The organism is Streptomyces sp. NPDC058279 (assembly GCF_042881255.1).
GTDB lineage: Bacteria > Actinomycetota > Actinomycetes > Streptomycetales > Streptomycetaceae > Streptomyces.
Map to the genome: position 1 here is coordinate 226,639 of NZ_JBHVYA010000001.1, position 18,868 is coordinate 245,506.

The following is an 18,868-nucleotide window of genomic DNA, read 5'->3' on the forward strand; positions in this document are numbered from 1 at the left end:
TCACCCTTGTCGTTGAGATCGCTTTTCCGTTACGCGGTTCCGCTCGTTCGCCGCCCGCGACTTTTCGTAAACGGAGGCCGACGGTTGGATCCGCCGGCCTCGTTTCGTCCCCGATACTTTCCGCCCCTGATTCATACCCTCGCCTCGTACGGGTTCAGGAAGCGAAATCCCCGCCCATCAGGGCGAACCAGTCGCCGTCGAGGTAGTCCTTCTTCCAGGTGTCGAGCTGGTCGTGCGAGACGTCGTACTTCTTGGCGATCTTCTCCTTCGTCGCGTCCGAGTCGTCGGCGATGAGCACCATGACGATGTACACCTTGTCGACCGCCGTCAGCTGCGACTTCGGCTTGTCGGGCAGGTCGTCGAAGTGGAGGCATCCGGAGCGGCCGGGCTTGCCGGGCTGACCGGGCTGACCGGGCTGCCCGCCCTTGCCACCCTTGCCGCCTTCCCCGCCTTCCCCGCCCTTGCCGATGCCGGCGCAGGGCTTCGGGTGGTCGGCGACTACCGGGGAGCTGATGCCGGCCGGGACGTGGGGCTGGGACGCTTGCGCGGCGCAGGCCGTGCCGGTGAAGAGAGTCAGGGAGGCCGCCGCCAGGATGAGCGGACGCTGCCAGGTACTTCTGAACATCGGATTCTCCGTTTCCGTACGCGCGGGTTTCGGCTTGCGCGCGCTGCGTCCCGGATGTCGCCGGATTGGCGGTCGGGACCGATCAAGGGGACGAGGAAGGGTTGAGGTGGGGTCGGGGGGGTGGAGGCTCGTGAGCCTCCACCCCGGGAACACGGGCCGGCTCAGAAGATGCTGCGTCCTCCGGCGCCACCGCCGCCACCGAGGCCACCGAAGATCCCGCCGCCGCCCTTGCCGCCCTTGCCGCCGTTGCCGCCCTGGAAGACGCCGTCGCCGCCCTTGCCGCCCTTGCCGCCGTTGCCGCCGACCAGGACGCCGTCGCCGCCGCCACCGCCGCCACCGGCGTTGCCGCCGAACAGGCCACCGCCGCCGTCCCCGCCCTTGCCGCCGCCGCCACCGATCACGCCGTCGCCGCCACCACCGCCGCCACCGCCGCCACCGCCGGAGAGGATGCCGTCCCCGCCCTTGCCACCGTTGCCGCCGGTGCCGCCGGTGCCCAGGACGCTGCCGCCCCCGGAGCCGCCGGAGCCGCCACCGCCGCCGATGAGGCCGCCCCCGCCGTCACCGCCGGCACCGCCGGCGCCCCCACCGGTGTGGAAGGCCGTCACCACGTGGCTGGGTACCGGAGCGGCCACCGCCGCGGAGGCCGGAAGTGCGATCCCCCCTGTGACCACGGCAGCCGAGGCGATCAGTGTCGCGAGGCGGAAACCTCGGCGGGTGGGACGGGCGACATTGTTGGTGCGAATCTTGCGGTTCATGACGTTCTCCTACATGTCGTGAGGGGTGATTGACCGTCTCGGAATTCCGGGACGAACGCGGTGACATCGGCGAGGGATAAATTCCTCTGCGAGGTATTTCGCTTTTCTTCGTCTTGCCTCGGTTCCTTCTTGGTGAGGCCCGCAACACAAGTAAGCCCCGGCCGGCACACCCCGGTCACGTTCCGGAAAGTCGGGACTTGACAGGCTTCCCAGCGCCGTCTAAAAGGCCGAACGGGCCCCCTGCCGGTCAGGACGCGGTACGGAGCGAGGCGGGAGACGATGGGCACGTGGAAGAGGTGTCGTCGGATGGGTGAGCAGACGCCGATCGAGGAACTGCTCAGCGGCGCTGCCCAGGACGCCGGGGGCTGGGTGGGCGCGCTGGCAGTGGCGCAGCTGGCAACCGGCTGGGACGGCGCCGTCGTGCGGTGGAGTCACTCCGCGCAGGAGCTGCTCGGTTACACACCGCCGGAGGTGGTGGGACGCCACATCGCCGACCTGCTGCACCCCGGCGCGGACCGCGTTTTGGGCCGTGCCCTGTGGGAGACCGCTGCCGCCGGCCACGGGGTGATGGGTACGGTCACGGCCTGGCACCGTGACGGGCATCCCCTCGAACTCGAAATCTGGGCTTGCCCCGTTCCCGATCGCCGCCAGGGAGCCTCCGCGGTGCTCGTCTTCGCCGCGGACGCCCACGTGGCCCGCCGTATACGGGGATCGTCGGCGGTGTGGGACGGGCTGTTCTCCCGCTCCCCCGTCGGCATCGCCGTCTTCGACACGCAGCTACGGTTCCTCCAGGTCAACGCGGCACTCGAAGCGATGAACGGGCTGCCGGAGTCCTCCCACCTGGGACGGCACCTGGCCGAGGTGCTTCCCGAGGTGAACGCCGAGGAGATGGAGACGGCCATGCGGGAGGTCCTGCGCACCGGCGAGCCGGCGCTGGACCGGTACCGGATCGGCCGGACGCCCGCCGATCCGGGACACGACCGGATGTGGTCGTGCTCCTACACCCACGTGCAGGACCCCGGCGGCCGGCCGATCGGCGTGATCGCCACGCTCGTCGACATCACCGTCCAGCGACGGGACCACCTCGAAGCCGAAGCGGGCCGGCGCCGACTGGGCCTGCTCAACGAGGCGAGCGCCCGCATCGGGGCGAGCCTCGACTTGGAGCGCACCGCGCAGGCTCTCGCCGACCTCGCGGTCCCGTACCTGGCCGACGCCGTCACCGTCGACATACTGGAGACTCTCGCCCGGGGTGACGAACCGGGCGCGGGCCTGTCGGGGGGCGTCGAACTGCGGCGCCTGGGCAAAGCGCCGCTGACCGGGTCGGCCGTGACCCGCATCCTGGCACCCCTCGGCAGAACCCTCGGTTTCCCGGCCGCCGCCCCCTACACCCAGGTCCTCGCAACACGCCGGCCGTTCGTGATCGCCCACCTCGACGAGTCGTCCGTCGCCGGCGCGGCCCGCTACTCCTCCGTGCCCGCCCAACTGCTCGGGGCCGGTGTGCACTCGTTCCTCATGGTCCCCCTCACCGCCCGGGACCTGGTGCTCGGGATCGCCACGCTCTGCCGTACCCGACCCGGGGACCCGTTCACATCGGAGGACGCCGCCCTCGCCGTCGAACTCGCCACCCGGGCCGCCGTCGGCATCGACAACGCCCGTCTCTACCAGCACGAACACGAGACTGCCGTCGTCCTGCAGCGCAGCATGCTGCCGCAGCACATCACCCCTCCGGCGGGAATCGAGGTGGCGCACCGGTATCTGCCGGCCAGTGACGTGAACGAGGTCGGCGGGGACTGGTACGACGTGCTCTCCCTCCCCGGCGGCAAGGCGGCGCTGCTCATCGGGGACGTCATGGGTCACGGGATCGGCGCCGCCGCCGTCATGGGGCGGTTGTCCGCCAGTGTCCGAACCCTCGGCCGCCTCGACATGCCCCCCATCGCGATGCTGCAACAGCTCGAAGCGACACTGGCCGATCTGGCCGAGCCCATGCTGGCCACCTTCCTCTACGTCCTGTGCGACCCGGCGACCGGCCGCTGCGACGTCACCCGCGCGGGCCATCCGCCACCGGCGGTGGTGGAACCCGACGGCACCGCCTACCTGGTCGACACCCCGCCCGGTGCGCCGCTGGGCGTCGGCGGAATCGACTTCACCACGACGCACCTCACGCTGCCCCGCGGCAGCGTGCTCGTCCTCTACACCGACGGCCTGGTCGAGGCCCGCGGCAGCGACCTGGACCAACGCCTCGACGATCTCACCCGACTGCTCACCGAGCCGCAGCAGTCGCTGGACCACTTGTGCGACTCGTTGATCACCCGCTTGGTCCCGGCCTCCGCCGACGACGACATCGCCCTGCTCACCGCTCGCATAGGGCCTGTTCCCGTCGGGCCGTTCTAGGGTCACGGGCGCAGGCCGAGCGCCTGGCGCGGGAGATCACGGCAGGTGTCCCGCGCCGGGCGGACGGCATGCGGAGCGAACCCGGCGGGTACCTCGACGAGTGGCTGGGCCCCGCCCCCGACCATTTCGGCCCGAGCGGCTACAAGTGGTACGCGTCCGCCTGACGACCCCGGACCCTTGTCACCGGCCTGTGGTCATGGCCTGGCCGCCGATGTCCGCCGCGTCCGCGAGCTGGTCCCGCCACCACGCCTGCGCCTCGCGGGCGTCCATCCGGGCCCAGGCGGGTGTCCGCTCCACCTGGGCCCGGCCGAGCCTGCGGGCCAAGGCGACCAAGTCCCGGCCCGCGGGCCCCCGCGCGGCCCGGTAGGCGTCCAGCAGCTCGTCCCAGGAGGCCGACCGGCGCCAGGCGGTCTCGAAGGCGCCGGCGTCCTGGAGTGCCTTCGCCGCCCCACTGGTGGTGTGCGGCCGCGCCACGACCGCCGCGTCGCCCGCCAGCAGGAAGCGGCCCGCGGTGGTGTGCGCGCTCGCCAGGTCGTAGATGGGCTGTACGAAGGTGTGCTCCGCGTCCGTCAGCGAGAGGACGCGGGCCCAGTACGGCGGAAACCCGCGCTCCAGCAACTCGGCCGGCTCGGTGCCGAGTTCGGCTGTGACCTTGCCGGGCGGGAAGCTGGTGGGATCGTCCAGCGTCAGCCGCCCGGACCGCGGGGGCCGCGCGTACAGGACCCAGTTCACCCGCGGGCCGGCCGGGCCGGGGATGCGGTAGACGACACAGCTGCCGCCCTCGAAGCACACGGTGGTCACGGCGTCACGGGGCCAGTCCGCCTCTCCGGTCTCCGCCAGCCGCCGGGCGTCGAAGTTCCCGCGCCGGCAGACGTACCCGGCGTACTCGGGGCGCGAGGTACGACAGACCGTCTCCCGTACCACCGACCGGTATCCGTCGGCCCCGACGGCCAGGTCGTACTCCTCGGCGGCCCCGCCCGCGAGCCGCACCTCCGCCCGGTCGCCGGTCGCGGCCACACCGGTCACCGCCACGCCCTGGCGGTAATCCACCGACGCGGGCATCGCCTCCCGTAACCCGCTCCACAGCAGTCCCCAGTGGTACGAGTGGAAGGGGAACGGCTGCTCCCAGAACATCCGCCCGGCCGGCCCGGCGGCATCGTCGCGGACCACCCACCGGCGCCGGGTCAGCCGGTGGGCGGCGATACCCGGGGGCAGCGCGCCGGTCGCCGCGAGTTCGGCGGCCCGCTCGTCGTGGACGCAGAGCCCCAGTCCCCGGTCGGCGAGCCGCCCGCGAGTGCGCTCCAGCACCACCACCTCGTCCGCCCCGGCGCGTGCCGCCGCCGAGGCGAACGCACATCCGGCGATGCTTCCGCCGACCACCGCGACCGTACCGCCCTGCATGGCTGCTCCCTCGACTGGTCGATCCCCGCGCCGGCCCCCGCCGTGACCGATAAGGCGGGGCCGGCCCTACCGGGACTCTCCGGCACGAACGGAGGATCTGGCAAGGGAGCACGACCCGCCGACGGCCCGTCATCCCGTCGTGAGAGGCGCCCAGTCGGCGCGTCGGGTCAATCGTGGCGGGCGACCTTGACCGCCGAGACCAGCAGGTTGACCGCGATCGCCCAGTGCGACCCCAACTCGCCGGAGGACACCGCTGCCAGACGCGCGGGCAGGGCAGTGATCGCCATGACCAGGCTCATCGCCTTGTTCAAGATCACCGCTGACAACGCGGCGAACCCGAACACCCCGATCGGCAGCGGCAGCCGGAACTCCGCACCCCGAGGCCGATCTCCCTGCCACTCCCGCCGTGTCCGTCCGCATACCGGCATCGCGGCAGGTCACCGAGGGGTCTCGTGCCGGTCACGATCGGCCGCGGCGCCCGGAAAAGCGCCGATGAGTGATCGTTTCCGCGTTAGGTTTGGCTCGCCCGGCGCTTGCCTGGCGCCGCCCGGCAAGCGCCGGGCGGCGCGGCGCGCCGTATCCACTGCTTTCGTCGTTGGGGGAATCCTTCATGCGCAACACCCTGGTCCGTCGTACCGTCTTGACCGCTTCCGCGGTGTCCCTGGCCCTGCTCGGCACCGCCTGCGGCTCCGACAAGGCCGACAGCAAGGCGGAGGGCAAACCGTCCGTACCCGCCCCCTCCGCGCCCTCGGCCGCCAAGGGCAAGACCGACGCCGAGTTGGCGGCCGTCGTCGTCACCCAGGCGGACCTGAAGGACTACTTGGTTTCCCCCGAGGCCGCCACCAAGGCCGCCGCGACTCCGGTCGCCACCGACAAGGCCGCCTGTGAGCCGCTCGCCCGGATCCAGGCAGCCCAGAAGGTCGGCGCGCCCGTCGGTGTCGCCCGAACCGCCCTCAAGGCCAAGCCCAAGGAGTCGGCCGCGAACGCCTCACCCGAGGACAAGCTCAAGGCCGGCCTGCTGGCGCTCGGCGCGGACCAGACCCTGATCAGCATCGGCTCTTACGACGGCAAGGGCGCGGAAGAAGCCTTCGCCTCCGTCAAGGCCGCGGGCGCCGCGTGCGCCGCCGGGTACACGCTGACCGCCGAGGGTGACAAGACCAAGCTCGACAGCGTGACCCCGGGGCCCATCAGCGCCCGCGACGAGGCGGTGCACTACACCGTGATCATGGACCTCGGGGACGGCGAGAAGTCCCCCGGCCACCTGGTGGCCGTACGCAAGGGCAACACCCTGGCCACCTTCTACACCTTCGGCGTCGAGGCCACGTACCCGGGCGACCTCGTCGACACCCAGCTCACGAAGATCGGCTGACGGGCCGGCGCCGGATTCAATCCCGTCCGCGGGTCGTCACCGACAACGGCAGACCGGCCCGTCACCGCCCGTCTCGGAGGGGTGTCGCTTCGCTCCGCCCGTGCCTAGGGGGCCTCGTCCGGGTCGTCCTCGACGACGTGGACGGCGGCTTCCTCGGCGCTCGCGGCACCCGAGTCGATCCCGTGGTCGCGGGCGATGAGCTCCTTCGTCGTATCAGGGTGCGCGCCCTCGTCCGGGGCCGTCAGACGGCCCGCGCGGGCGGTACCCGTCTCGGGGTCAGGCAGTTCCGCCCGGTCCCCGGACGGGTCGCCCGGATCCTGGCCGACCTCCGGGCCGATCTCGGGGACCTCTTGCGCAAGCCGGTCGTCCAGGGACTCGCCTTCGTGCTGTTCCGCGGCGGTCGTACCGTACTTCGTCACGCCGAGCGGCTTTTCGGGAGGTGAGTAGCCCTCGTCGAGCATGTCGTCGTACGAACGCTCGTCCATGGCGTTCTGGAGATCCAGCGGGGCGGCGTCCTCCTGTTCCTCGTTCGTCCCGGTGGGCTGGTACACGTCATCCGCCATCTGATCGTCACTCATGACACTTCCCTGTCGAGTCGGCCTGTTCGGCTGCTTTCTCCCTTACGGTGCGCTCTGCGCCTTTCCCACCTCGGCGGTCTTAAGCACGACCACGCGATGTCCGAGGGCGCAGGGTCGCGGCGGGGCGGGGCGGACCGAACAGGACCGGGCATACTCCCGGCGAGGTGTGCGTGAGGGGTTCGGCGTTGGGAGGCGTCAAACCCGCGGAGCGGGTGAGGTCCTCCTCGATGTCCGTGAGAGTCGCGCGTCGCAGGGGCCATGGTTCGTGCTGTACGGGCGTCTTCCACAAGATCCCGGCCCGGTGGGAGTAGGCGCGGGAACGGTCGGTGAGCCAGGCGTCGAGATCTGTGGCCGCGACCGCGGGGCCCGTACGGACGGTCAGCCGGTACGACGGGCCGCCCGCGCGGCGACGCCGCCCGGTGTAGTGGTGCTCCGGGCCGGCGCTCCGCACGCGGAGGTCGGCCCACTGGTACGGAACGCCGAAGCTCCGGCCGGTCAGCATCAGGGGGTTGGTCACTTCAAGCGTGAAGAACCACACTCCGCGCGGACCGTCCCGGTCGGCCAACCGGACGTAGGTCCGCAGGTTGGTCTCGGGGAACGTGCGGTGCGGAAGGGGAACGCCCAGGACACTCACCGACTCCATCACGAACGGTGTGAGACTCACCCATGCCCGACCCTGGAAGGTGTCGACGAGGAGACCCGAGGGCAGCAACGACTGGACCTCGCCGGGTGGGTAAGGCCAATGCACGAACGCCTGGTGCGTCCAGCACGCCCGCAGCACCGGCAGCGGGCGGACAGGCCGCGTCGTCGCGGCGGCACGGACGGTGTATGCCGACTCGGTCGATCGACGGTCCCGGGTTCTCGCTGTTCGCCTCATGCGTCGTCGTCCTTCGACCGACCGCTCTCACGGGCCCCCAAGCGGGTCCGCCGGGGCGGCGCGGACCACCGGCACCTGCCCTGCTTCGCCGCCCGTCATGCACCGGTGCGGCGGTGCCTCAGGAATGCGGGAGGTCCGCCGGCTCCGGACCGGCGAGTCGGTGGGCTGCGATCAGCTGCTCGGCGGCCGTCAACGCGTGGTGGACGTGACGCCGGCCGAGCAGGACGCACAGCGTGTACGCGGCGTCGTCATAGCCGGCCCGCAAGGCCGGATCGTCCGGCGCGGTGAAGGTACGCCGCCGCAGGTCCCTGAATCGCGCGAGGTGGCGGCGAAGTACGTGCGGGTTCGGCAGCAGCGACGAGGACGTCGGGCGATCCACGCTCAGGGAGCGGTCGATCGCGGCCCGGACCGCCGACTCGATCGCGGCGGGCGGACGCGGCCCGTCGCCGTGCAACGCCGCCGTCGCACCGCCGGCCGCCTCCTCCACGGTGCTGCCCGCCGTCGTGGCCGCGTCGGTCAGGATGCGGCGGGCCGTACGACTGTCACACGGAACCGACGCCATCAGGACGCCGAGAGCACGCCCCACCGCCGGCGCCTCGACGGTGCGCGCGACCGCGGGTCGCGCCGCCGGCGTCGGCTGCGGCCGGACGGAATCCTGACTGGTCACCGCACGCCTCCCTGCGAAAAGACCCCGGCGGGCGGAGGGCACTGCGGGGTGGGGACTGTGTAGCAGCCGAAGCCAGCAGGGACATGTGGGCACGCCGCCGGTGTCGTCGGGCTTCGCTCCCAGGGCCGACACCGCTGCCTCGGACTGACGTCGACGGCAGGGCCGCCGGCGCCGGCTGCCGTACCCGGGGGAACGCGCGCCCCGGGCGCGGTGGGGGCCGGTCGGACGCTGCGGAGCGGTCACTGCGCCGACCTGCCCGGGGCCAGTCTTGCCAGGGGGGAACGCTTGCCCTTGCCGAGGGCGCGGAGGGCGACCCAGTCCACCTCCGGGTGATCGGCCGGAATCCGGTCGACGTCCGCGCTCCGGTGGAGGGGAATCCGTACGGTGCCGCCGCGAGCCGCACCGAAGTTCGCCCGCACCTCTTGGGCGCGGGTGATCCAGCCCAGCCGTACCAGGTGGTCGAAGTCCGTTCGGCGCACTCGGAGTCGGGCCGCACACCGGTCCGGGCCGAGCGGGGTGGCGTCGGCGATCAGCCGGTCCAGGTCCGGGCGCCCGGCCAGGTCCGTCACCTGGTCGGGGTGGAACATCGGCCGGTTCGGGTCGTCGGACAGAGCTGCCAGGAGCCCGGCTGTCGCCATCTCCCGCACGGTCGCCACACTCACCCTCGCCGGCCCGTCCGGCGGATTCGGTGTGCCCAGGTCCCGGGCCAACCGGTCGGCCGTCTCCGCCCCCGACACCGCGTACGGAAGGCGGGCACGGATCGCATCGGCGTCCATCGCCTCCACTGCCGTGGACGACCACGACGACGCCGGGGGTCGCCCTTCCGGTTCCGGCACGGCACCGATGTGAACGGCCCACCGCAACGCCGCCCTCGACACCCGCAATCGCGCGGCAGCCTCGGCCTCGTCGCACCCGGTTCGTTCCCGCACTCCCGCCCTCCTTCGGCATCACCGGCCCGCCCCGTGGCCGGAAGGCCCCTCCCGGGCCGCCGCCGGGGGAATCCGCCCGGGCAGGTCAGGGGTGTTTCGCGGTCCTGCCCGTGGTGTGGAGGAACCTGCGACAGGTCGGACACGGCCCGCCGGTGCCCCCGGGCAGGGCCCCTATGCGAGGTCGCGTCCGCGGACACCCGAACGGATGAGGCGTCCACCGGACGGCAGGTGTGAGGCAGCCCCGGCCCCGCCGCGGCGACCCCCCACCCGGGAATGTCGGCCGCATGCCGGCCCCATGTCCGGGTAGCCGCCGAACGTGCATCGCGAACGCCATCCCACGCACATGCCGGCGATCGGATCGTTGGACGAGCTGGCCGATCTCATCGCCCGGCGCCCCGGGTTGTACGTTCGCTGGTCGATGGGGCCGGAAATCGATCTCCGCGCCCCCGGCAGCCGGGACGAGCTGACGGGGATCCCGCTGCCCGGGTTGTCCGCGAACCCCCTCGATGTCGAGCCGTGGTGGGGTGAGCGACCGCTGCGGGTGTGGGCCGCCCGCCGTCTCTACGACTACGCCCACCTGCCACGGGTGAAGGACCCCCGCGTGCGTCCCTGGTTGCTCCACGGCAAGGTGAACGGGCGGGGCCCCGACAACGAGCCGCTCGTCACCGACGTCCGACCGATCGGGTGGATCGACCCTGCGGTGATCGAAGAATCCACGGAGGAGATCAGCCGGCAGCACGGAGGGTGGGGCCCCCTGGACCGCAGCCGGCGCGACGCGAACCCCGCTTAGTGCTCTGACCGGCGGAAAACCGCGCCTAGACCGGCCTGGGGCGGGCGCCGGCTTGTCCGGCGCGGCGTGCGCGTCAATCGGTGTCCGCGGGTGATGCGGTGGTGACGGCGGTGAGCAGGTCCTGTTCGGTGACGGCCGGAAGCGAGAGCGTGCGGTATCCCACGGTGTCGAAGAGGACGGTGATGCGGTCGCCGTCCTCGCTGAGGACCAAGCCGTCGCCCCATGTCGTGTGCCGTACGCGCGTCCCGGGCGGGAACGCGGCGGCCGTCGGATGCGCGGCGGGGGCGCCGCCGCCTCGGGGCAGTCCTTGCGGAGAGTCCGCGCCGAGCGAGTCCGAGGGCGCCGCCGGGTCGCACGTGTCGCAGTTTCCGCACGGGCCCTCGTAGGTCTCGCCGAAGTACCCGAGGAGGAGACGCCGCCGACAGCCGGTGGTCTCCGCGTACGCCCGGACCATCTCCACCCGCGAGCGTTCCAGCATGCGCCGGGCCCGGGCGGCCTCGGCGGCTCGTTCCACGGCGTCCTCGGCCGTCATTCCCTCGACGGCGGCGACCGCGCCCTCCTCGTCCGTGATGGCCGCCCCCGTCTCCTCCAGCAGGTTGGCGGCCGCGGTGACGCGGTTGCGGGAGAGGCCGGTCTCCTCCCGGAGGTCTTCCAGCCCGACCGGCTCGTCGTGCTCGTGCAGGCGGGCCGTCACCTCGGCCACCGTGTCCTCGGCGGGGCCCCGGGCGGCGAAGAAGTTCTGCAGGCCGGTGTCCTGCGGCCGGTAGTGCAGCACGGCGACGGCCGGTTCCCCCTCCCGCCCCGCCCGACCGACCTCCTGGTAGTAGGCGTCGAGGGAACCGGGGACGGCCGCGTGCAGGACGAAGCGCACGTCCTCCTTGTCGATGCCCATGCCGAACGCCGAGGTGGCGGCGACCACGTCGAGGTCGCCGGCGAGGAAGGCGTCGTGCACCTGCGAGCGCTCCGCCACGCGGAGACCGGCATGGTAGGCGGCCGCCCGGAGGCCCAGGTCGGCGAGCTCGGCCGCGTAGCCTTCGGTGTCCTTGCGGGTGCCGGCGTACAGGATGCCCGGTTTGGGCTCGGCCGCCGCCCTCTCCACCACCGCGCGGCGCTTGTCCCCGTCCTCCAGGAAGCGGTGCACCTCCAGCCGGATGTTGGGCCGGTCGAAGCCGGCGACGACCAGGGCCGGGTCGCGCATGCCGAGACGTTCCACGATCTCGTCCCGCACCGGCGGCGCGGCGGTCGCGGTCAGGGCGAGGACCGTGGGGCGTCCCACCCGCTCGACCACCTGGGCCAGGCGCAGGTAGGCGGGCCGGAAATCATGACCCCAGGTGGACACGCACTGCGCTTCGTCGACCACGAAGAGCGAGGGGGCCGCTTCGGCCAGCCGCTCGACCACGTCGTCCTTCGCCAGCTGCTCCGGCGACAGGAACAGGTACTCGATGTCGCCGCCGCTCACCGCTTCCCACGCGGCGGCCGTCTGTCGTGCGCCCTGGTCGGAGTTCACGGCGACGCCCTCGGGCCCGTCGTGCCGCAGGAGCCCGGCGATCTGGTCGCGCTGGAGGGCCAGCAGGGGCGACACCACGGCGGTCGGGCCGGGAAGACAGAGGGCGGCCACCTGGTAGACGGCGGACTTGCCCGCACCCGTCGGCATCACCACGAGGGTGTCCCGTCCCTCCACCACCGCTTCCATCGCCGCCAGTTGCCCCGGCCGCAGGACGTCCCAGCCGAACACGTCGGAGGCCGTGCGCCGGAGCCGGTCGGCGGCTGCGCGGGTCGTCGATCCCGTGTCGGACATGGCCCCTCCTGTGGGCCGCCGCTCTTCGGTGGCCCGGTCTGAGAAATGACCCCTGCCCCTGAATCGCACGTCTGATTCCGGGAAGCGACAAAGAGCGGAAACGGCAATAAAAGGTATGAACGCCGCACCGAGCAAAGAAGGAGACCACCATGGCCGAGGTCAGCCCCATCGACGTGCAGAAGGCCCTCAAGGGTGCCCATTACCCTGCCAGCGCTGACGACCTCGCCTCGCTGGCCAAGAGCAACGGAGCCGACAACACCGTTGTCGAGAAGCTCCAAGGCTCCGGCTCCAAGCGGTACGACGGCCCCGACGACGTACAGAAGGCGGTCTTCGGCAGCGGCTCTTGACCGTGCCCGCCCCCTTCCTGCGACAGCGCCCGCAGGAAGGGGGCTGCCGGGCTGCCGGCCATCGCGCCGACCCCACATCCCACGACTGGAGGATTCCTCATGTCCAATCCGCAGCAGCCGGAGGCCCGACGCAGCGGCCGGGGAGCGGCCACCCCGCAGGAAAGCAGGGAACTGAAGGCCGGCGAAGCGCAGGCACAGAAGGGACGCCCGCACGGAACGGACAAGGGCAACAGGGGCCGCGGCAAAGGGGGTGCCGTCCTTCCCGAGCAAACCCCCGACCACCCTTCGGCGTAGAGCGGTGGCTGTAGCCCGGTGGTAGCCGTTGGCGGCGGGCAGGCCGCCTGAACCCATCGGGCGCACCACACCACACCTCGCACGTCAAAAACCTCCGCCCACGGGAACTCCCCTCGTGCGCCGTCCGACTACTGGCACGTGGGCGGCGGACACCCGTCGTTCCACGCGGCTCGGAACGACGAGGGGTGTGGGATGGGCGGGCTGGACGTGCGCATGCGGGGGGTCTCCTGCCGGCACGGGCGGGTGGAAGCCGTTTCCGGGGTGAACCTGGAGATCGGTGTCGGTGAGCGCGTGGCACTGACCGGGACCAACGGCTCCGGTAAGTCCACCCTGTTGCGTGCCGTCTTGGGCCTGCACCGCCAGGTGACGGGTTCGATCTCGGTCGGCGGCCGGGACACCGGTTCTCCCGCCGAGTGGGCCTGGCGGCGCCGAGCCTGCGCCTGGATTCCGCAGAAGCCGGCCGTCGGCCGGTTCCCCCTGCTGGGCGCCGAGTTGCTCGCCGGCAGCTCGGCGCCGAAGGACGCCGGCGAAGCCGCGGCCCGGCTGGGGGTCGGGCCGCTGGTCGAACGCCCTCTGCACACCCTCTCCGGCGGCCAGTTGCAGCGCATGTACCTGGCCCGGGCGATCGGCTGTGTCGCCGCCGGGGCCCAGGTGTTGTTGGCCGACGAGCCCACCGCCGCCCTCGACTTCGACGGGCAGGCGGAGGCCGCGGACGTCCTCACCGCCCTCCCGGTCACCCTGCTGGTCGTCACGCACGATCGTGCCCTGGCAGACCGCTGCGACCGGGTGCTGGAGATGGCCGCGGGCCGGCTGCGGGAGGTCCGGTGACCTCGGTGCACCTCGCCACCGCCGATCTCGGTGCGCTGGTCCGGTTGCTTCCGGTCCAGCGGGCCGGGCTCGCGCTGCTGCTCGCGGCGATCGGCCTGCCCGTCATCGGCGTGGTCATCGTCGGCCTCGACATCATGCCGGTCCGCTTCGCCATGATGCACGTGGCCCTGCTCGGCATCGCGATCGGGCTGCTGACCGGCCTGGACCCGATGCTGTGCGCACTGGTCGCCTGCGCCCTGGCCGGAGCCGGGGTCGCCCCGCTCGCCCGTACGCCCGACGGGCTGTCCGGCGCCATGGGCCTGCTGATGAGCCTCGCCATCGCCGCCGCCCTGCTGCTGCTCGCCGTGTCGGGGGTCAACGCGTCCGGGGCGTTCGCCCTGCTGTGGGGGTCGATCCTCTCGGTCGGCACGCCCGATCTCACCGTGCTCGGGGTGCTGGCCGCCGTCGTGCCGGGCCTGTTCTGGTGGCGCCGGCGCGATGTCGGCCTGCTCCTCTACGACCGCGAGCTCGCCCAGTGCTCCGGCGTGCCCGTGCGCGTTCTGACCGCCGCCCTCCTCGTACTCGTCGCGATCGCCGTCGCCGGGGCGATCAAGCTCACCGGCGCCCTCCTCGTCGACGCCCTGACCCTGCTGCCCGCCCTCGCCGCGCGCCGCCTGGGCAGCTCGCTGAAGTCGATCACCCTCTGGGCGGTCGGCATCGGCGTGAGCGTCAACGCGACGGGGTTCCTGCTGGCCCTGTGGCTGGACTGGCCGCCGGGTCCTGTACTCGTCCTGACGGCGGGGACGGTCGTCCTCGCCGTGCACTTCATACCCGAACGGAGAATCAGCTCATGGCGCGCACCCGCTGCCGCATCACTTCCCTCCTCGCACTGAGCGCCGCCCTGGCCCTCGTCACCGGCTGCGGCAACAGCACCGATCCCAAGCCCGCCGGTGATGCTCCCGCGACGGCCGGCGCCCCCGCTGCCGGGAAGGACAAGCCCGTGGTGGTCGTGACCACCAGCTGGGAGGGCGCGTTCGCCAAGGCCGCCGGGGCCGGGGAGGTCAAGGTCATCGTGCCCCAGTCCGTGCACCACGCCCCGGACTACGACCCCAAGCCCTCCGATCTCGCCGCCGTCGCCAAGGCCGACTTCGTGCTGTACGCACCGTTCGAACCGTACGCCGCGAAGATCAAGGAGGCCGCCGGCTCCAAGGCGAAGCTGGTGGAAGTCAACCTCGACAACGATCCCGACAAGGTCAAGGCCGAGGTCGACAAGCTGGGCGCGCTCTTCGGCACGCAGGACGCCGCCGCGCGGTGGAAGACCGGCTTGGACACCGAGTACGCGAAGCTGAACAAGGAGGTCCAGGCGGTGTGGCCCGGCGGCCGGAGCCCCTCCGTCGTGACCCAGGTGTTCACCGGCTGGGCCGCGAAGCTCGCGGGCGCCACCGTGGTGGGCACGTACGGCCCGGAGGCGGTGACCCCGGCGCAACTGGCCGGGCTCTCCGCCAAGAAGCCGTCCCTGGTACTGGACAACGCCCACATGTCGACCGGGACGGTGCTGCCCGACGCGGGCGCCAAGCAGGTCGAGATCGTGAACTATCCGGGGGACGATCTCGACCTGCTCCCCGTCTACCGCGCCGCGGCGGCCGAATTGAAGAAGGCACTGGCCACCTCCTGAGCGCGCGACCAAGACGGGTGGTCTTCCCCACCGACGAGCCCGGCAGCCCTCGGCTGCCGGGCTCGGTCCGTCATCCGACCCGGGCCAGGGGCGCGGTCTCGGGGATGGTCCGCCGGCCCGGTTCCGGACTTTCCGTCAGGCGGGCCCGCAGGGCCGCCCGGTCCGGCTTGCCCGCCGCCGTCAGCGGGATCTCCTCCACCACGAGGAGCCGTTCGGGGTGCTTGAACCGCTCCAGTCCCCGCGCGGTGAGGTGATCGCCGAGGGAGGTCGGCCCGAGGGCCTGCGGGCCCCGCGTCACCACGCAGGCAGCCAGCCGCTCCCCCATCAACCGATCGGGGACGCCGACACACACCACGTCCCTTACCCGCGGGTGCGTGCGGAGTTCGCGTTCGACCTCGGCCGGGCTGATGTTGGCGCCGCCGCGGATCACGATGTCCTTCAGGCGTCCGACGACGTGCAGGACGCTGTCGGCGTCCAGGTAGCCGAGGTCGCCGGTGCGGACCCAGCCGTCGGGGGTGCGGTAGCGCGCGTCCAGATCGGGGGCGCCCACGTAGCACAGGGGCGTCATGGGCCCCCTGGAGATGATCTCCCCTATGTCGCCGTCGGGGAGCGGCTGGTGGGTCTCGGGGTCGGCGATGCGGATCTCGGCGACCCGCGGGTCCGGGTGGCCCGCCACGACACCCGACGCGTCGGTCGGAGGAACGGTGTTGCCCAGTCCCGTGTGGCAGTTGACTCCGTCCGCCGACCCGTAGAGGTTGACCACGGCGCAGCCGAACGCCCGCGCCGCGTCGGCGGCGGTGGTCCCGTCGAGTGGCGCGCCGCCCAGCACCAGCGCGGTGGGGGCCGGCAGCCGCTCGCTCGTGGCGTCCAGTCGTTCGAGGATCATGCGGACCATGGTGGGCACGCCGAGGACGTGGGTGGGCTTGTGCGCGCGGACGGCCTCGACGGCGCTTTCGGGCGAGAAGTGGTCGAGCAGGACCAGGGTGCCGCCGTGCCGGGCGAGGGTGACCGCGGTTCCGTTGGAGCCGAAGGCCGAGGCCAACGGTACGAGGAACAGGCAGCGCGGCGGGGTCCCGTCGGGCATGAGGGACGCGAGGAAGTTGCCGCGGCCCCCCGCGAGGGCGTTGTGCGAGTAGGCGATCATCTTCGGCTCGGCCTCCGAGCCCGAGGAGACGAGGATCCGGGCCGCGCTGTCGGGGTCTGGACGGGCGGGCACGAACCCGCTGGGATCCGAGCGCATGAGGTCCGACCAGGCGGTCGTCCCCTCGGGTGGGGTGCCGGGGCCCGCCGCGATGACGTGGCGCAGGGCGGGCAGCGCGCCCGAGAGCGTGTGCAGGTCGGCCGCGTGCCGGAAGTCGCGGTGCCGGGTGGCGGCGATGACGGCGACCGCCTCGGCCCGCCGCAACAGGCACTCGGCTTCGAGCGTGCCGCGGCCGACGGGGAAGGGCAGGGCGACGGCGCCGAGGGCGGCCAGGGCCAGGTCGGCGATGACGGCGTTCCGGTTGTTGGGCAGTTGTACGCCGACCACGTCGCCCTCGCGTATGCCGAGGGTTCTGAGGCCGGTGGCCAGACATCGCACCTTGCGGTCCAGGGCGGTGTAGCAGAGTGTGCCCTTGGCGTCGATGACTGCCGCGCGGTGCAGGTCGGCGATCTGGCGGGCCCGGAAGAGACTGTAGAGGTCGAGGTCGGGGCAGGTACCGTCGACCACCCAGGAGCGGCGGAGTTCGGCGGGCAGCAGGTCGTGCAGCAAGGGCCGGTTCAGGGTCACGCGAAGCTCCAGGGGTCGGGAACGGCGGGGGCACCGTGCGCGTCGCGGCTGATCGAGCCGGCGAAGCGCGGGTCGTGGTGCAGGTCGCGCAGGTCGGTGGTGACGGCGGTGGCGGTGAGGCCGTGTGCACCGAGCTGGGCCAGGGCGTCGGTGGTCGGAAGGTCGCGCAGGTCGTAGGCGGCGACTGCCCGGGCGCTGTCGTCGGCTGGGGCGATCCAGCCGTCGGCCGTCGGCAGCGGGTGCCGGAATCCGGCGGGCCGCCTGGGGGCCGTGCCGCGTGCCATCCGCCGTAGGGCGGGTGCGGTCAGGGTGTCCGCGGCTCCGAGGAGCGAGGAGTCCACTCGTACGCCGTGCCCCGTGCGCTCGCGCAGGAGCAGGCCGGCGAGGATCGCCTCGGCGCCGTGCAGGCCCCCGAGCACGTCGAGCAGGGTCATGAGCGAGGGGGCCGGGGCTTCTCCTTCGGGTCGTACGACCTCGCCCACGCCGGTGCGGGCCTGCACCATGAAGTCCGTGCCCATGGGGGCGCCCGGCAGCCGCTCGGCCCAGCCGCTCGTGTAGGCGTAGACCAGAGCGGGGTTGACGGGGGCGAGGTCGTCGGCGTCCAGGCCCAGCTCGGCGGCCTTGCCCGGGGCCCAGTTGTGCAGGAAGACGTCGGCCGCCGCGGCCATCTCGCGCAGTCGGCGGCGGCCCGCGTCGGCCTTGATGTCCACCTCGACGGCCTGCTTGCCCCGGTTGAGGGCCAGCCAGCGGGCGGAGGTCCCCGAGCAGGCGGGCGGCATGCCGCGCAGGGGGTCACCGCCCGGCGGCTCGATCCGGATGACCTCCGCCCCCAGGAGTCCGAGCAGGTGTGCGGCGAGGGGCGCCTGGATGCGGCGGCCGGCCTCCAGCACGGTCAGCCCGGCCAGCGGCCGGGCGATGGACGGGGCCACCTCGGTACGGGTACCCGGTGAGGGCGCGCACCCGATCAGGGGGCGCAGCGACCAGGGCGCGGCGCCGTCGGCCTCTTCCGCACGCTCGGCCAGGGTGCGCAGGACGCACACCTCGGCGCCGGAGACCACCGCGGCCCGGCGGATGCGGGCGAGGGAGTGGGCGCGGGTCAGGGTGTGCAGGACCGGGGGGAAGGGGGCGCAGGCGGTGGCGTAGCGGAACTGGAACGGCCGCCATCCGGAACGTATCGCGTCGGCGGGGGCCTCCAAGGCGCGCCAGAACGCGGCCCAGGCTCCGGGGTCGAGGGTTTCCAGCTCGAACAGCACGCCCTCGGCCGAGGCGAAGGGCGGTCCCCCGGGCGCGAGTTCGGCGGCTTCCTCTTCGTCCGCCCCGGCCGCCGCGAGGTACTGGGAGACGGCGAGGAGTCCGGCGCGGTCGGCACCGGCGGTGACGTGGCAGGGCTCGGCTCCGCGGGCCTGCCCGACCAGGCCGGCGAGCAGTCCTTGCACGGTGAGGACGGCGGTGGCCGTCGCCGCGTAGTCGGCGGCGAGACCGCGCGGGCCGCCGTCGCGCCGGCCGTGGACCGCCATCATGCCCGTCGCGGCCTGCACGGTCGCCTCGTCGACCAGTCCGCTCCCGGGGGTTCCCCAGGCGACGGTCGCGTGGGCGGTCCCGAAGTCGCCGCCCGTGAGGCGGACGCGGCCGGCCGTGCCGGACGCCCCCTCGTGGGCACGGGTCTCGGAGCGCGCGCCGAGCAGCCGCAGGTGTTCGGCGACGACGCCCGTGATCTGTGGGGGCCCCGATGTGTCGAAGCGCAGTGTGTCGAGCGGCCGGACCGTCTGCGTGGTTGCGGGAAACGCCATGCCTCTC

17 protein-coding genes are annotated in these 18,868 nt (G+C 72.8%); 7 read left to right on the forward strand and 10 right to left on the reverse strand.

Features of this window, described 5'->3' with window-relative positions; genetic code table 11:
* Positions 1-154 precede the first annotated feature (154 nt).
* Entirely contained in the window at positions 155-625 is a 471-nt protein-coding gene (locus tag ACFVXJ_RS01065) for a hypothetical protein (RefSeq protein WP_389656578.1), read from the reverse strand.
* A gap of 161 nt (positions 626-786) precedes the next feature.
* Entirely contained in the window at positions 787-1,380 is a 594-nt protein-coding gene (locus ACFVXJ_RS01070) for a hypothetical protein (protein WP_389656580.1), read from the reverse strand.
* Positions 1,381-1,686: 306 nt separating this feature from the next.
* Here ACFVXJ_RS01070 and ACFVXJ_RS01075 point away from each other — a divergent pair, with 306 nt between their 5' ends.
* A complete protein-coding gene (locus ACFVXJ_RS01075) occupies positions 1,687-3,771 on the forward strand; it encodes a SpoIIE family protein phosphatase (RefSeq protein ID WP_389656583.1) in 2,085 nt (694 codons plus the stop codon).
* Between the two features lie 180 nt (positions 3,772-3,951).
* Here ACFVXJ_RS01075 and ACFVXJ_RS01080 read toward each other — a convergent pair whose 3' ends face one another.
* Positions 3,952-5,172, reverse strand: coding sequence for a monooxygenase (locus tag ACFVXJ_RS01080; protein WP_389656586.1), 1,221 nt, complete (start codon positions 5,170-5,172; stop codon positions 3,952-3,954).
* A 610-nt stretch (positions 5,173-5,782) separates the two neighbouring features.
* Here ACFVXJ_RS01080 and ACFVXJ_RS01085 point away from each other — a divergent pair.
* A complete protein-coding gene (locus ACFVXJ_RS01085; RefSeq protein WP_389656589.1) occupies positions 5,783-6,541 on the forward strand; it encodes a hypothetical protein in 759 nt (252 codons plus the stop codon).
* A 104-nt stretch (positions 6,542-6,645) separates the two neighbouring features.
* Here ACFVXJ_RS01085 and ACFVXJ_RS01090 read toward each other — a convergent pair whose 3' ends face one another.
* From ACFVXJ_RS01090 to ACFVXJ_RS01105, 4 genes are all read right to left on the reverse strand, one after another.
* On the reverse strand, positions 6,646-7,119 hold the full coding sequence (locus ACFVXJ_RS01090; protein ID WP_389656592.1) for a DUF5709 domain-containing protein: 474 nt from the start codon (positions 7,117-7,119) through the stop codon (positions 6,646-6,648).
* A 79-nt stretch (positions 7,120-7,198) separates the two neighbouring features.
* Positions 7,199-7,900, reverse strand: coding sequence for a YqjF family protein (locus ACFVXJ_RS01095; protein WP_389658544.1), 702 nt, complete (start codon positions 7,898-7,900; stop codon positions 7,199-7,201).
* 214 nt (positions 7,901-8,114) lie between these two features.
* Positions 8,115-8,663 carry a DUF5133 domain-containing protein gene (locus ACFVXJ_RS01100; protein ID WP_389656595.1) on the reverse strand — a complete coding sequence of 183 codons (549 nt, stop codon included), beginning with the start codon at positions 8,661-8,663 and terminating at the stop codon, positions 8,115-8,117.
* A gap of 239 nt (positions 8,664-8,902) precedes the next feature.
* The gene (locus ACFVXJ_RS01105; RefSeq protein WP_389656598.1) at positions 8,903-9,439 is read right to left on the reverse strand and encodes a hypothetical protein; all 537 of its coding nucleotides are present in this window, start codon (positions 9,437-9,439) and stop codon (positions 8,903-8,905) included.
* A 496-nt stretch (positions 9,440-9,935) separates the two neighbouring features.
* Here ACFVXJ_RS01105 and ACFVXJ_RS01110 point away from each other — a divergent pair, with 496 nt between their 5' ends.
* Entirely contained in the window at positions 9,936-10,382 is a 447-nt protein-coding gene (locus tag ACFVXJ_RS01110; RefSeq protein ID WP_389656600.1) for a DUF6098 family protein, read from the forward strand.
* A gap of 73 nt (positions 10,383-10,455) precedes the next feature.
* On the opposite strand, the gene ACFVXJ_RS01115 is transcribed toward ACFVXJ_RS01110, so the two are convergent.
* Positions 10,456-12,180: a RecQ family ATP-dependent DNA helicase gene (locus tag ACFVXJ_RS01115; protein WP_389656603.1), complete on the reverse strand. Its 1,725-nt coding sequence runs from the start codon at positions 12,178-12,180 to the stop codon at positions 10,456-10,458.
* 149 nt (positions 12,181-12,329) lie between these two features.
* Here ACFVXJ_RS01115 and ACFVXJ_RS01120 point away from each other — a divergent pair, with 149 nt between their 5' ends.
* The 4 genes from ACFVXJ_RS01120 to ACFVXJ_RS01135 all read left to right on the forward strand — a co-directional run bounded on the left by ACFVXJ_RS01120 (position 12,330) and on the right by ACFVXJ_RS01135 (position 15,303).
* On the forward strand, positions 12,330-12,527 hold the full coding sequence (locus tag ACFVXJ_RS01120) for a DUF2795 domain-containing protein (protein ID WP_361316680.1): 198 nt from the start codon (positions 12,330-12,332) through the stop codon (positions 12,525-12,527).
* 486 nt (positions 12,528-13,013) lie between these two features.
* Positions 13,014-13,649 (forward strand): metal ABC transporter ATP-binding protein, encoded by a 636-nt coding sequence (locus ACFVXJ_RS01125; protein ID WP_389656606.1) that lies wholly within the window; start codon positions 13,014-13,016, stop codon positions 13,647-13,649.
* The gene (locus ACFVXJ_RS01130; RefSeq protein WP_389656608.1) at positions 13,646-14,521 is read left to right on the forward strand and encodes a metal ABC transporter permease; all 876 of its coding nucleotides are present in this window, start codon (positions 13,646-13,648) and stop codon (positions 14,519-14,521) included. Before ACFVXJ_RS01125 ends, ACFVXJ_RS01130 begins: the two co-directional genes overlap by 4 nt.
* Complete coding sequence (locus ACFVXJ_RS01135; protein ID WP_389656611.1) at positions 14,479-15,303, forward strand: metal ABC transporter solute-binding protein, Zn/Mn family; 825 nt, start codon at positions 14,479-14,481, stop codon at positions 15,301-15,303. The genes ACFVXJ_RS01130 and ACFVXJ_RS01135 overlap by 43 nt, the downstream gene beginning before the upstream one ends.
* 70 nt (positions 15,304-15,373) lie before the next feature.
* Here the strand turns inward: ACFVXJ_RS01135 and ACFVXJ_RS01140 are convergent, their stop codons facing one another.
* Complete coding sequence (locus ACFVXJ_RS01140) at positions 15,374-17,071, reverse strand: class I adenylate-forming enzyme family protein (RefSeq protein ID WP_389656614.1); 1,698 nt, start codon at positions 17,069-17,071, stop codon at positions 15,374-15,376.
* The gene (locus ACFVXJ_RS01145; RefSeq protein ID WP_389656617.1) at positions 17,068-18,861 is read right to left on the reverse strand and encodes a CoA transferase; all 1,794 of its coding nucleotides are present in this window, start codon (positions 18,859-18,861) and stop codon (positions 17,068-17,070) included. Before ACFVXJ_RS01145 ends, ACFVXJ_RS01140 begins: the two co-directional genes overlap by 4 nt.
* Positions 18,862-18,868 lie beyond the last annotated feature (7 nt).